Annotated in this window: 6 protein-coding genes; all 6 read left to right on the top strand. The window is 51.8% G+C overall.

The annotated features are described in order from the left end of the window. Nucleotides 1-153: 153 nt before the first annotated feature. The 6 genes from prfB (at nucleotide 154) to E4631_RS03375 (ending at nucleotide 14759) form a co-directional block, all read left to right on the top strand. A protein-coding gene (gene prfB, locus E4631_RS03350) for a peptide chain release factor 2 (RefSeq protein ID WP_205704198.1) occupies nucleotides 154-1231 on the top strand; the annotation gives its coding sequence in 2 pieces (ribosomal slippage) (nucleotides 154-213 and nucleotides 215-1231; 1077 coding nt in all). Nucleotides 1232-1627: 396 nt separating this feature from the next. Beyond that, nucleotides 1628-4858 (top strand): SusC/RagA family TonB-linked outer membrane protein, encoded by a 3231-nt coding sequence (locus E4631_RS03355; protein WP_133657411.1) that lies wholly within the window; start codon nucleotides 1628-1630, stop codon nucleotides 4856-4858. Nucleotides 4859-4877: 19 nt separating this feature from the next. Then, complete coding sequence (locus tag E4631_RS03360; RefSeq protein ID WP_133657410.1) at nucleotides 4878-6305, top strand: SusD/RagB family nutrient-binding outer membrane lipoprotein; 1428 nt, start codon at nucleotides 4878-4880, stop codon at nucleotides 6303-6305. A gap of 389 nt (nucleotides 6306-6694) precedes the next feature. Beyond that, nucleotides 6695-9907 carry a TonB-dependent receptor gene (locus tag E4631_RS03365; RefSeq protein WP_133657409.1) on the top strand — a complete coding sequence of 1071 codons (3213 nt, stop codon included), beginning with the start codon at nucleotides 6695-6697 and terminating at the stop codon, nucleotides 9905-9907. Between the two features lie 20 nt (nucleotides 9908-9927). Then, nucleotides 9928-11373, top strand: a complete 1446-nt coding sequence (locus E4631_RS03370; RefSeq protein WP_133657408.1) for a RagB/SusD family nutrient uptake outer membrane protein — start codon at nucleotides 9928-9930, stop codon at nucleotides 11371-11373. Nucleotides 11374-11573: 200 nt separating this feature from the next. Beyond that, nucleotides 11574-14759, top strand: coding sequence for a TonB-dependent receptor (locus tag E4631_RS03375; protein ID WP_240734672.1), 3186 nt, complete (start codon nucleotides 11574-11576; stop codon nucleotides 14757-14759). Nucleotides 14760-14764 lie beyond the last annotated feature (5 nt).

The raw sequence follows: 14764 nt of genomic DNA on the forward strand, positions 1-14764 counted from the left end.
AATTGGAGAGGTGGTGAACTGGTGAGTAAACTAGCGCCACCTATTAGCCCGCAAATTGAAAAGGCTGGTCGGAATCCACGGCCAGCCTTTTTTTGTTCGACCTTTGTACCGTGAGTTCCCAACTCACCAGTTCACCACTCACTATTTCACCACATGACCCAAGACCAGATAAAGGACTTGAGGGGCCGCGCCGAGGCTCTGAGGAGGTATCTTTGACTACGATACCCGCAAAGAACAAGTAACCGCGGCCGAGGCCGAAACCCTGGCCCCCGACTTCTGGGACGATTCCAAAGCGGCCGAGGTTAAGCTCAAGGAAATCAAGAGTATCAAGACCTGGACCGACGACTACGAGGCCGTGCTGCAAGCCGTGGCCGATACGGACGTGCTCTACGATTTCTACAAGGAAGGCGAGGCCACCGAGGCCGAAATAAAGGCCGATTACGACGCTACCCAGGCTAAGGTCGAAGCCTTGGAATTTAAGCGCATGCTCTCCGATGAGGAGGACCAGCTACCCGCCATCATCGACATCAACCCCGGCGCCGGCGGCACCGAAAGCCAGGACTGGGCCGAGATGCTCATGCGCATGTACATCATGTGGGGCGAAAGCAAGGGCTTCACCGTGAAGCAGCTAAGCTACCAGCCCGGCGAAGGCGCGGGCATCAAGTCGGCCTCGCTGGAGATTGATGGGCCGTTCGCCTACGGCTACCTCAAGAGCGAAATCGGCGTGCACCGGCTGGTGCGCATGTCGCCCTTCGACAGTAGCGGGCGGCGGCACACCTCATTCGCCTCCGTCTTCGCCTACCCCGTCGTCGATGATACGATTAACATCGAAATCAACCCCGCCGATATTTCCTGGGATACCTTCCGGGCCGGCGGCGCGGGTGGCCAGAACGTGAACAAGGTCGAAACCGCCGTGCGCCTCACCCACGCGCCCAGCGGCATCATCATCGCCGTGCAGATTGAGCGTTCGCAGCTCATGAACAAAGAGCACGCCTTGCGCATGCTCAAATCGCGCCTCTACCAGCAGGAAATGGACAAGCGCAACCTAGAGCGCGATAAAGTAGAAGCCACCAAAAAGCGTATCGACTTCGGCTCCCAGATTCGCAACTACGTGCTGCATCCCTACAAGCTCATCAAGGACCTGCGCACCGGCATCGAGCGCACCGACGTGCAAAATGTGCTCGATGGCGACCTTGACGAGTATATCAAGGGCTATTTAATGCAAAACTGAGCAGCTTGCCAAATAGTGAAATACTGTTATTTGAAAAGGTCTTGCCGGGTAGGCAAGACCTTTTTTGTTGCCTGTAGTAGTCTAGCTATCAAGAATAAGAAGCCGTCCAAAACACGAGGTGAGGTAAGACGCCCGACTTTAACTTCATGGTATAATCAGAAGTGTATTACATAAAAGTAATTTTTTTTAGTACGCAGTAATGCTGAAAAAATTCATACTTAGGATAGGTAAGTTATTGATAATTTGCTAGAAGCAAGATTATTGCTAGATATACTATGTGTTAAACCCAGGTTAAGCTAAGCAGTGAGGGTCAATCGAGCTATTGTTTTTTGCTTATACTTGCTGCATCCGTCACAAGCTCGCTTTTTTAAAAGCATTCACTTACTTATTTACATCATGAATAAACTCTTATGCTGGGTTCTGCTGCTCTTGGCTGGCTTGTGCCAGCCAGCCTGGGCACAAGACCGAACCATCACCGGTAAGGTAACCGACCGTGCCAATGGACAAGGCCTGCCAGGGGTAACTATCATTGTGAAAGGCCAGCCCACTATTGGCACTTCCACTAATGCCGATGGTGCCTACTCCCTGAGCGTACCTTCTGTAGCTACTACCCTGGTGTATAGCTTCATCGGATACGCAACCCAGGAGACCCCCATCACGGGCTCCAATACCATCTCTATCGCTTTGGCTCCCGATGCCAAACAGCTCAACGAAGTAGTAGTAACGGCTCTCAACGTAGAGCGTAGCCGCAACTCGCTGGCCTACTCCGCTACTCAAATTGATGGCAGCGAAATAACCCAGGCTCGTAACCCTAGTGCCGTCAATGGTCTTTCGGGTAAAGTAGCTGGTCTGGCTATCACGCAAAGCAACACGCTGGGCGGTTCGAGCAACGTAGTTATCCGGGGCAGCAAGTCGCTATTCGGTAACAACCAGGCACTTTTTGTAATCGACGGAGTGCCCATCAGCAACGATAACACGAACAGCGGTGGCGCAACGAGTACCCGTCCGGGTAGCCAGCAGAGTGGTGGCAGTGGCTATGACTATGGCAACGCGGCCTCTGACATCAACCCCGATGACATCGCCACTACGACCGTTCTGAAAGGTGCTGCTGCTACGGCCCTTTACGGCGAGCGTGCGGCCAACGGTGTCATCCTGATTACCACCAAAAAGGGCCGCAGAGGCTTGAACGTGACAATTAATTCTGGCCTCACGGTAGGTCGCATTGACAAGAGCACCTTTATCAAGTACCAGAAAGAATACGGCGCCGGCTATGGCGAATACTTCAACGACGACAACGGTACGCCGGTAGCTCCTACCGCCGACGACGCTTCGTACGGCAACAAGTTTGATCCGAATCTGAACGTGCTACAGTGGGGCGCCTACACGCCGGGCTCGTCCACGTTCGGCAAGGCTACTCCATGGGTAGCGGCTTCCAACGACCCCAGCACGTTCTTTAAAACGGCAGTTTCGACCCTGAACAGCGTCAGCATCGACGGGGGTAATGACCAGGGAAACTTCAAGATTGGCTACATCAACAACGTGGAGCGCGGCGTGCTGCCTAATAGTAAGGTGATTAAAGACATCCTGAACTTCAGCGCTGCGCTGAACCTGACGCCCAAACTCACTACTAGTGCTACGGTCAACTTTTCGCGCACGAGTGGCCTTGGTCGCTACGGCACGGGCTACGGCTCCGAAAATTTGATGACCAACTTCCGCCAGTGGTGGCAGACCAACGTGGATATCAAGGAGCAGGAGAGTGCGTACAACTACGCCAATCAGAATGCTACCTGGAACCTGGCCAGCCCCGAAAATGGCAACAACGCCGCTATCTATTGGAACAATCCCTATTTCGTTCGCTACCAGAACTACGAAAACGACACGCGCTACCGCACCTTTGGCAACGTCGTCACCACTTACAAAGCAACTAACTGGTTTAACGTGCTGGGTCGCGTTACCCTCGATTCGTACGACGAACTGCAGGAAGAACGCTCGGCGCTGGGCAGCACTACTGCCAGCTATCCTTCCTACTACGCACGCTACAACCGCACTTATCGCGAAATTAACTACGACCTGATTGGCAATTTCAAGAAGGACTTCAACGAGAACTTCTCGTTTCAGGGCCTGATTGGTACCAACATGCGTCGGCAGTACATTAAAACGATTTATGCTACTACTAACGGCGGTTTAGCTCTCCCGAACCTATATGCGTTGACTAATACGGTGAGCCCGCTGGTTGCTCCTATTGAAACGGATATAAGTATCGGCGTAGATGGCATTTTTGCTAACGCAACGTTTGGCTACCGCAACCGGGTATTCCTGGACCTGACTGCCCGCCGCGATAAATCGACGACGCTGATACGTGCCAACAACACTTTTATCTACCCTTCGGTATCGCTGGGCTACGTGTTCTCGGAAGGCCTGCGTGATGCCGCGCCTTGGGTCTCGTACGGTAAAGTTCGTATCAACTATGCCGAAGTAGGCCAGGGTGCGCAGCCCCTCAGCCTGTATGACTACTACATTCAGTCGCCGGCCCTTGGTGCCGCCGCCATTGCCCGCTTGCCGCTCACTAAGAACAATCAGGACTTGGTGCCCGAGCGCACCCGCAGTGGCGAGGTAGGTATCGAAACAGCTTTCCTCAACAGCCGTATCGGCTTAGAGGTAACGTATTACCAGCAGAACACCATCAACCAGATTATCCCGCTACGCGTTTCGACCGCTTCGGGCTACAGCGCCCGCTACGTAAACTCGGGTGAGGTTCGTAACCGGGGTGTCGAGGTTACCGGCTACGTAATACCCGTAAAGACAGAAGACTTTACCTGGCGTTTGAGCGCTAACTGGACCCGTAACCGCAACCAGGTGCTATCGCTCTTCAATGGAGTTGATAACATCGTGCTGGCTACCTACCAGGGTGGTATCTCGTCCAACGCTACGGTGGGCCAAGCTTTTGGTAGCCTGCGTGGTTCCGACTATGTGTACGTGAACGGCCAGAAAGTGGTAAATGCCACTGGCACTTCCTACGTGATGACTAATTCGAGCGCCGTTATCGGTGACCCGAACCCGAAATGGCGTGGTGGTGTTACGAACACCGTATCCTACAAAGACATTTCCTTGACTTTCTTGGTTGACGTACGCCAGGGTGGCTCATTGTTCTCGCTTGACCGCTACTACGGCCTAGCCGGTGGTTTGCAGCCAGAAACTGCGGGCCTGAACGACTTGGGCAACCCATCGCGTGACCCCGTCACCAATACCGCAGCCAGCGGTGGAATCATCCTAGCCGGTGTTAAAGCTGATGGCACTCCTAACACTACCCGCGTGGCCAATGATGCCTCTGGCCTCTACGGCTACGGCGCCAACCCCAACGCCGGCTTTGTGTACGATGCCAGCTTCGTGAAGCTGCGGGAAGCTAGCCTGAGCTATGCTTTTCCGAGCAGTCTGACCAATCGCTTTGGCTTTGTAAAAGGCGTAACGTTCTCGGTAGTAGGCCGCAACTTGTGGATTATCCATAAGAACCTGCCAGATGCTGACCCTGAGGAAGGCTTGAGCTCGGGCAACTTGGGCCAAGGCTACCAGTCGGGCTCCTACCCCCTCACGCGCACGCTAGGGGCTAACCTGCGTCTAAGCTTCTAATCTAAAACGAACTTATCGTATGAAAAAAGCCATTATTTTCTCGTTGTCTACCCTACTGCTGGCTACCAGCTGCGTAGACAGCCTGACGGATTACAACGTTGATATCAAGAACCCGGCTGCCGTACCTGGGGTAGCGCTCTTCTCCAACGCTGAGCGTACCCTAACCCGCACGGTTGTAAGCACCAACGTAAACCTGAACCCGTTCCGGCTTTACGTGCAGTATTGGGCTGAAACTTCTTACCCACAGGAGTCGCGCTATAACATCGATACCCGGCAAATCAACCGCGCCTTTTGGGACGCCCTCTACACCGGTGCCCTCAGCAACCTGAGCGAAGCCAAAAAGCTGATTCCAAACAATCAGTTTACCTCGGCGGCGGTTCAGAAAAACCAGCAGGCGTGCGTGGAGATTCTAGCGGTCTATACCTGGAAAACCTTGGTTGATACCTACGGCAACATCCCGTACACGGAAGCCCTGGACTTCAACAACGCGCAGCCTAAGTACGATGATGCTAAAACCATCTACGCTTCACTTTTCACCCGTTTGGATGCTGCGCTGGCCTCGCTTAACCCTTCGGTAGCAGGTATGGGCGATGCGGACATCCTCTACAGCGGCAACGTGGCTAGTTGGGTTAAGTTTGGTAACTCGCTGAAACTGCGCATGGCCCTGACCATTGCTGACGACGATGCTGCCAAGGCTGCAACGGCTGCTGTGCAAGCGGCTCCCAACGTATTCAAAGCTGTTGGTGACAAAGCCCAACTGCAATTCATTTCATCTCCTCCCAACACTAATCCTTTGTGGGAAGACCTGATTCAGAGCGGCCGCTATGACTTTGTGGGAGCTGATACTTTCGTAAACCAACTGAATACGCTGAATGACCCCCGCCGCCCCAGCTACTTCAAGCTAGGCCCAGGAAACGCTTACGTTGGAGGACCTTATGGTGCGCTCAATACCTATAACAATTTCTCGGCTCCTGGTACGCGCTTAGAGGACCCTACGCTGCCAGGCGTGCTGCTTTCTTATTCGGAAGTGGAATTTTTGCTGGCCGAAGCCGCCGCACGCAATATTGCTGTCGGAGGAACTGCCGCTTCGCACTATAATGCCGCCGTCACGGCCTCAATTATAGAAGCGGGTGGTTCAGCTAGTGATGTTGACGCTTATCTGGCGCAGCCTACCGTAGCTTATGCTACCGCCGCAGGTACGTATAAGCAGAAAATTGGTATCCAGAAATGGATTGCGCTGTATGACCAACCTGTCGTAGCGTGGACTGAGTGGCGTCGTTTGGATTCGCCTACCTTGGTGAAGCCTGCTCGCGCCATCTCGGAAATTCCAGTTCGCTTTCCCTACCCATCAACCGAGTTGAACTTGAATGGTGCAAACAATGCTGCTGCCGCCGCTGCCATTGGAGGTGACTTGGTTACGACTAAGATATTCTGGGATAAGTTTTAAGGTTCGAATTCCAAACAGGTTTCACAAAAAAGAAAGACTGCTCGCAAGAGCAGTCTTTCTTTTTTGTGAAATGATATGATATATTAAAATTTTTAATATGTATGCAATCGGATAAAAATTTACCTTCTCTGATTATGAGGTATTTATGAAAATTAGTAAAAATATGCAAAATTGCTAGTTGAGTAATTAAGGACATGCAAGTGTAACTTTTTTTGGCTATAAACCAGCTTGTTATAGACTACACAGCCCATATAATGGACTATACGCAGCTTATGAGCTAAAAGAAGACATTCCCCGTTCGACCTTTACCAGTTATATTGCGGCACCAATTAATTCATGCCAATTGCATTTGGCAGTAATTTATCTCTTTTTCACTTCCCTTTTTTTCAATGAAAAAAACCTTACTCATGAGCCTCGTGCTCATGCTTACACTGTTCCAAGTGGTGCTAGCCCAGACGCGGGTAGTATCGGGACAGGTAACAGACCAAAAGACAGGCGAAGGCCTACCCGGCGTAACCGTCTTGCTGAAAGGCACCTCCAACGGTGTATCAACTAATGCAGACGGTACTTTCAGCCTAACTGTGCCCACTTCGGGGGGGACGCTAATATTCAGTTCGGTTAGTTATGTATCGCAGGAGCGCCTACTAGGAGCTGACTCACAATTCAAAGTTGGTTTAGCTGCAGATAACAAACAGCTGAGTGAAGTAGTCGTAACCGGCTACGGTGGCTCGCAGGATGTAAAAGACATTACCGGCTCGATTGCTAAAGTAGGAGAGAAAGACTTTTTGCTACAGCCGGTACAGAGCTTCGACCAAGCACTTACGGGCCGTACGGCTGGCGTGCAGATTAACTCTACGGGTGGCGCTTTGGCTGACCAAACTGCTATTCGCATTCGTGGAGTAAATTCTATCAGTAACAGCTCTGGGCCGCTAATTGTAGTGGATGGAGTGCCAATCAATAGCACCGACAATGCAAATACCTTCAACGGAGGCAACGGTACCCGCTACAATCCGCTAGCTGACATCAATCCCAACGATATCCAGTCAGTAGAAGTACTGAAGGATGCGTCGGCGGCAGCTATCTATGGCTCGCGGGCTGCCAATGGCGTTCTTATCATTACCACTAAGCGTGGTAAGGCTGGGCAAAACCACGTTTCGGTAAATTCCTACATTGGCGTTCAGCAAGCTGTGCGTAAGCTAAACCTTTTAGGAGCCGACGACTTCATTGCTATTAACAATGAGAAAGCTGCCAACCGCCGGGCCGGGAGTGCGCTTAATAATATCTCTAATCCGAACATTCCGGCTACAATCGCGGCTTTTCCGGATTTGAACGGCGATGGCACTCCTGACCGAGTAGATACAAACTGGCAGGACCAGATTTTCCGCACGGGCGTTATTCAGGACTATCAATTGGCGCTTTCGGGCGGTACAGACAAAGCCTCTTACTACGGCTCGGGTGATTGGACCGACCAAAAAGGCATTTTGAATGCCAACCGGCTACGTCGGGGTGCTTTCCGCCTCAACTTAGACGTAACCCCTAGGCCTTGGCTGAAAGCAGGCTTGAGCGGTAGCTATGCCAAGACGCTGAACAACGGTGTTCTGACGGATGGTTATTTGTCAGGCGCTACCGTGTCGGGATATAATGCGCCTCCAAACGTACCGGTATATAATGCTGATGGCAGCTATTACCTCAATTCAATTGGTAATCTAGGTAATGGAGGCAATAATATTGCCTATGTGGCCAATAACTACAATAATCCACGTGGGGTGCTTGATTTGCAGCGCAACGACAATACCTCACAGCGCATTATCGCCAATGGTTACGTGACTGCTATTCCTTTTAAAGGATTTAGCCTAACTTCCCGCTATGGTATTGACTACTTGTCGAACTTCGAGGACCAGTACAGCAGTCCTATCTTATCGGGTTTAGGGCGGCAATTAGGGCAAGGCTTGGTACAAGATAATCAGCGAGACCGCAACCAGTTCAACTGGCAGAACTATGCTAATTACGACCGCACCTTCGGCACTAATCATACGTTAGGCCTGACAGCCGGGGTAGAATTTCAGCAAACTGAAGAAAAACAGATTTATACGCCTGCGGCGGATTTTGCGGATCCGAAATTTAAAGAGATTCTGGATGGATTGTTTACCTCGACTCTATCGGGTGGCGGAACGCATTTCGCCAACGGATTTCAGTCTTACTTCGGTCGGGCCAATTACAGCTTTGGTAGCCGCTATTACCTGTCTTTCTCCGCACGTTATGATGGCTCATCAGTATTCGGAGCTGACAACCGCTACGGCTTCTTTCCAGGTGGCTCGATAGGCTGGCGTATCTCGGATGAGCAGTTCTTCCGCGACCTAAATTCATCCGGTCGAGTAAACGATATAAAGTTGCGTGCTAGCTATGGTCTAGTAGGTAACTCCAACGGTATCGGCTCTTACGCTTCACGTACGCTGATTGGGGGCGGACAGTATGCCGACGCAAATGGCTTTAGCATCGCGCAGGTTGGTAACCCCGCACTGCAATGGGAAACTAGTAAAAAGTTGGATATCGGTTTGGACGCTTCGTTCTTGGATAACCGCCTTGGTCTTGTAGTGGATTACTTTAATCACCAAATTAGCGGCCTAGTATTGGCAGCGCCAGTGCTGCGCACCACTGGTATTCCTAACACAGCTTCACTGACTACAGCTACCATTACCCGTAACGTGGGCGAGATGTATAACCGCGGGGTAGAAGTAACGCTGAACACGGTAAATGTGCGCCTGCAGAATGGATTTCAATGGACGACCAGCTTCAACGCTACTTGGATTAAGAACCGGGTACAATCATTGGCTACGCCTAGTGATATTATTAGTGGGGTGCAGCGCGCTAGCGCAAGCCGGACGCTAAGCATGTACTATCTGCCATTATGGGCTGGGGTGAACGCGGCCAACGGCAACGCTCAATTCTACGCCGCTGATGGTAGCATCAAGCAGTATGACGCGGCCTACGCTACCACTAACGCTGCAGGGACTACTACTACCTCAGGGCGTTGGCTGACGCAGAATGGCGATGTTACTACCCCCATCACGACGGCCGATTACCAGTACCAAGAGAAGGGTGGTATTCCGACCTGGTACGGCGGCTTCGACAACACGTTTAGCTTCAAAGGGATTGACCTGGGTGTCTTTCTGCAATACAGCGGAGGTAACTCTATCTATAATGCTACCCGCGCTGCCCTGATGACGAACTCCCTCAACAATAACCTCGCAGAAATCAATGGCCGCTGGACCACGCCAGGCCAGCAAACTGATGTACCTAAGCTGGTGCTGCAGGATAATGTCTCGACTCAGGCTTCGACGCGTTGGCTCGAAAACGGAAACTTCCTGCGCTTCCGCCAAGTAAGCTTGGGCTACAACCTGCCCAAGAATCTCGCTACCCGTCTTGGCCTAGAGAACCTGCGTGTTTATGGTCTCATCCAGAACTTGTACACGTTTACTAAGTACAGAGGCGCTGACCCCGAGGTGAACTCCAACCGCACCAGCAACATCGCCTACGGCACCGACAACCGCTCGGTACCGCAGCCCCGCAGCTTCACGCTGGGTATCAATTTCGGCATCTAATCTTTTGCGTCTAATTTATTATGTATCAATCCGCTAAGTTTGCACGAATTCCGGCCTTAAGTGTCCTGCTGCTAATGGGAGCAGCTAGCTGCAACGTGCTACAGCAAGACCCGTTCACCGCGCTCACGCCGGCCGATGCTTTTTCCAGTGCTGACCGCATTGGCAAGTCAGCCGTTGGGATGTACGATGCATTGCAAAATGCAGAGTTTCTGGGTGGGCGCGCCCTTATATACAGCGATGTGCGCAGCGACGACACTAACGCGTCGCCTTACTTCGCCACCATAGTCAATACTACCTCTACGCTGCCGAACGATGCCTACGCCACTAATGGCTGGACAGGTGGCTACCGTACGCTATATGGTGTTAACTATTTTCTTCAGCAGTTAGCTCTTAACCCCGGTAAAACTACTGCTGACCTGGAGAAACAGTATACAGGGGAAGCTAAATACATAAGGGCGCTTGTTTACTTTAATCTAGTGAACCTTTATGCGCAACCTTATAATTTTACGGCCGATGCCTCGCATCTGGGCGTGCCAATTCAACTTACCGCGCCGGATGCGGTAGGGGCTTTCGATGCTAGTCAGAACTTGTCGCGGTCAACCGTCAAGCAAGTGTATGACCAAATTGAAAAAGACTTGCTCGAAGCACTAGCTAATTTGCCCGAAACTTATACCACAAGTTTCGATAAAACTGGCCGGGCAACCAAAGATGCAGCGCGTACGCTGCTTTCGCGGATGTACTTGTATAAGGGTGACTACACGAACGCCGCCAAATACAGCGGCGACGTAATTACGGGTGGACGTCATACCTTGAACGCTAGCCCAGTTACGCCCTTTACTGCTGCTTCCTATCAGACTTCAGAGTCTATCTTTTCAGTAGCAATGAATTCGTCTGATAACCCGAATACCAACAACGCTTTGGGCCAGCATTACGGTGGTAAAAACAGGGCTGACATAACAGTGACGCCTTACGCTCGTATTGATACAACACAATTTCGTAGCAAAGACCGGCGGCGCACATTACTGCTAACTTCGGGCAGTAATTACCCGGCTGCTTCAGAGCTGATATATACGCTGAAATACAATAACGCGTCGTTCGACTACGTACCGATTCACCGTTATTCCGAGGTGTTGCTTAATCGTGCTGAAGCGCTGGCTCAGATTAGCGCAACCGTTAGTGCGGAGGCTATAACGCTACTCAATACCGTGCGAGGACGCTCAGTACCCGCTATTCCGGCCTATCCGTCTTACACTTCTGCAAACTTCGCTAACAAGCAGGCGCTTATTGACGCCATCCTATTCGAGCGTCGCTTGGAATTGGCTTTTGAGGGGCATCGCTACTATGACCTGCTACGCTACAAGCGCAACCCAAGCCGGATAAGTTACGGCGATAACCGGGTAGTATTACCTATTCCGCTGGTTGACATTCAGCAGAATCCTAATCTAGTGCAAAATCCAGGCTATTAATCTGATAGTAGTCATTCAAAAAAATCCCTTGGCCAATTTGGCCGAGGGATTTTTTTTGGGTTTTTTTGGCAAAAAATGGTAGTAATGAAGGTGTATATACTGCATGTTTGATTTTTTGCCGCTACTTTCGGGCATTCACTTTTTGCTTACCATCTAATCACTTTTTTATAACATCACATTGCATGAAAAAAAGTTTATTGATGAGCATAGTGCTCATAATCACTGTGTTCCAAACGGTGATAGCCCAAACGCGGGCAATATCGGGACGAGTAATAGACCAGACAAGCGGCGAGGGCCTACCAGGAGCAACAGTGTTGCTAAAGGGCACTACTACGGGAGTTTCTTCCAATTCAGATGGGCGGTTTACCCTGAATGTACCTGATACCGGTGGTGCACTGGTAGTCAGTTCGGTGGGTATGGTAACGCAGGAGGTTTCTATTGGTAATCGTGCAAATTTTGATATAGCATTAGCCACTGATAATAAGCAGTTGAGCGAAGTAGTAGTTTTAGGCTACGGCGAGCAGGTATCGCGTCGCGAGTTGACTGGTGCGGTAGCTACTGTAGCGTCGTCTCAGTACAAAGACCAGCCAGTAACTGGCGTTGACCAAGCCCTGCAAGGCCGCGCTGCCGGGGTGCAGGTATCACAAAACTCTGGGGCACCGGGCTCGGCAATTTCGGTTCGAGTGCGGGGTGCGGCCTCCATCCTGGCTAGCAGCGAGCCGTTGTACGTAGTAGATGGCCTACCGATTAGCACAGGTAATACATCGCAGTTGGGTACAGGCAACCAGACTACTAACGGCTTGAGTGACCTGAACCCCAATGATATTGCTACGATTGAAGTGCTAAAAGATGCCGCCGCCGCCGCCGTTTATGGTTCGCGGGGCTCCAACGGGGTTGTTATTATTACCACAAAGCGCGGTCAGGCTGGTAAAACGCAGGTAAACCTGGAGTACTACACGGGTGCCTCGACGGTGTGGAAGCGGCCCCAAGTAATAAACGGCCCCCAACAAACGCAGGTATTCCTAGATGAAATCAGCAACTTTTATCCGGCGAACACTGACGGAACCGTTGACGCGCTCGGCGTTAGGTGGCGGAGTAATGCCGACCTGACTGCCTACTATTTTGGGCCAGGTGATGCTGCTGCAAGCGGCGGGGTATACACGTATACGCAGCCTGCTAATAACTTCTACCGTCCACTGAGCCAGTTTCAGGACCCTTCTACGGCTCCGACTACCGACTGGGTAAGCCCCGTGCTGCGTACGGCACCTATTAGCAACTATGCGGTAACCTTCTCTGGTGGCACAGACAAGTCGCGCTATCGTTTGTCGGTAAATGACTTCAACCAACAAGGTACCTTAGTGGGCTCGGGTTATAACCGGGCCAGTGCTCGCCTTTCGCTGGATAACAACCTGTCGGATAAAATTCGCATGGGGCTGTCAATCGGCTTGAGCTCGGCCGTAAATAACCGCGTTAACAACGATAATAGCATTTACGGGGTACTTACAACTGCTCGATTGTATTCTTCCGACCTGCCCATATTTAACCCAGACGGGACATACTACAAAAACGGCTCGCTCGAAAATCCCATCGTGGCGGCCAACGTTCCGCTCATCAAGTCGGTAGACAATCGCCTGCTTGCTACGCAGTATACGGAATTTGAGTTTATCAAAGACCTGCGCTACCGGGCCACGTTTAGCCTTGACTATCTGTACGAGCGCGATGACAGCTTCTACTCCACTATTACCAACTCTGGAGCGTCGGTTAACGGTGATGCGTCGGCTGGCTCAGTGCAGCAGCCCCGATTTAACCATATCAGCGCCGTTAACTATTCGCATACCTTCGCTACCGACCACTCGCTAACTGCGCTGGCCGTAGTAGAATATCAGCGTACCAGCTACAGCAGCATTTTCGCTGAGGCTACTGGTTTCCCCAGCAATGCTATCCAATTGCTGTCGGCGGGAGCCAATAAAACAGATGCTACTTCTTTCGCGACCAACAGCACGCTGTTTAGCCAACTGCTCAAGCTCAACTATGCCTACAAAGGTAAATACCTGCTGGGTGGCTCGGTACGGCGCGATAATTCGTCGAATTTCGGTGCGGACAACCGGATAGGCTACTTCTCGGCCGTGTCGGCTGGATGGCGCGTGATTGACGAGTCGTTTTTGAAAGACCAGACGGCCCTTTCAGAATTGAAGCTGCGTGCCAGCTACGGCCAGACCGGTAACAACAACTTCGGTACCATTAACAATGCTGACTTTCCAGCGGTAGGCCTCATTGGTGGGGGCTACAACTATCAGGGCCAGGGCGGCCTGGCGCCCAACCAATTGGCTAACCCGGCGCTTAAATGGGAAAACACGACCAACTACAACATTGGCTTGGATATCGGGACCCTGCAAAACCGGGTCTACCTATCGGCTGACATTTACAAGCGTATCACCAACGACCTGCTGCTGCCTTATAACCTGCCCCTCGATACAGGTTATCCGAGCTACAACGCCAATGTAGGCAGTATGGAAAACAAAGGCTTGGAACTAGCCCTAACGACGGTAAACCTGACCGGCGACGGGGATAGCTTTGGCTGGACTACCAATTTCAATATCTCGTTCAACCGCAATAAGGTAACGGCCGTATCGGACCCCAGCCCCACTGGCGTGGCCTATGGCTTTGCCAGCCGCCTGAAAGTGGGCGAGCCGCTCGGATCCTTCTACGGCTACCGCGTAGACCATATATTTCAGACCCAGGATGAGATTAATGCCTTGAATGCAAAGTCGTCTACGGGGGCGTATCAGACGGAGTCCACTCGCCCTGGCGATATCAAGTTCCGAGACCTGAACGGCGACGGTGTTGTCACGGCCGCTGACCAGGAAATCATGGGTAACGCTCAGCCCAAGTACTTCGGGGGTATCACGAACACCTTCCGCTACAAGGGTATCGACCTGAACGTGTTCTTCCAATTCAATGTGGGTAACCAGATTTATAACAACCCACGGGCTTACAACCAAGGCATGAGCTCAGTATATGGCCAGGACGTAGCCGTGCTGAACCGCTGGACGCCGACCAATACCAATACCGATATGCCACGCGCCGTGTATGGTGACCCGAATGGTAACGCTCGCACGTCGGACCGCTTTCTGGAAAGTGGCTCCTACGGCCGTTTCAAGACAGTAACGCTGGGCTATAACCTGCCGGCCGACCTGCTGTCGCGGGTGCACCTGCGCACGTTGCGCCTCTACGTGCAGGCTCAAAACCTGGTCACATTCACCAAGTACACGGGCCTCGACCCGGAGCTGAGCACTTTCCCTGGTTCCAACACTTCGCTGGGCACGGACTTCTTCACGTACCCGCAGGCCCGGACTATCACGGGTGGGATAAACGTCGGCTTTTAATTTTA

This window comes from Hymenobacter sp. UV11, assembly GCF_004684095.1.
In the GTDB taxonomy this organism is placed as follows: domain Bacteria; phylum Bacteroidota; class Bacteroidia; order Cytophagales; family Hymenobacteraceae; genus Hymenobacter.

Bases quoted from the DNA above. Each gene is read 5' to 3' on its own strand.
- E4631_RS03355 (WP_133657411.1), top strand. From the start codon at position 1,628: ATGAATAAACTCTTATGCTGGGTTCTGCTGCTCTTGGCTGGCTTGTGC.
- E4631_RS03360 (WP_133657410.1), top strand. From the start codon at position 4,878: ATGAAAAAAGCCATTATTTTCTCGTTGTCTACCCTACTGCTGGCTACC.
- E4631_RS03365 (WP_133657409.1), top strand. From the start codon at position 6,695: ATGAAAAAAACCTTACTCATGAGCCTCGTGCTCATGCTTACACTGTTC.
- E4631_RS03370 (WP_133657408.1), top strand. From the start codon at position 9,928: ATGTATCAATCCGCTAAGTTTGCACGAATTCCGGCCTTAAGTGTCCTG.
- E4631_RS03375 (WP_240734672.1), top strand. From the start codon at position 11,574: ATGAGCATAGTGCTCATAATCACTGTGTTCCAAACGGTGATAGCCCAA.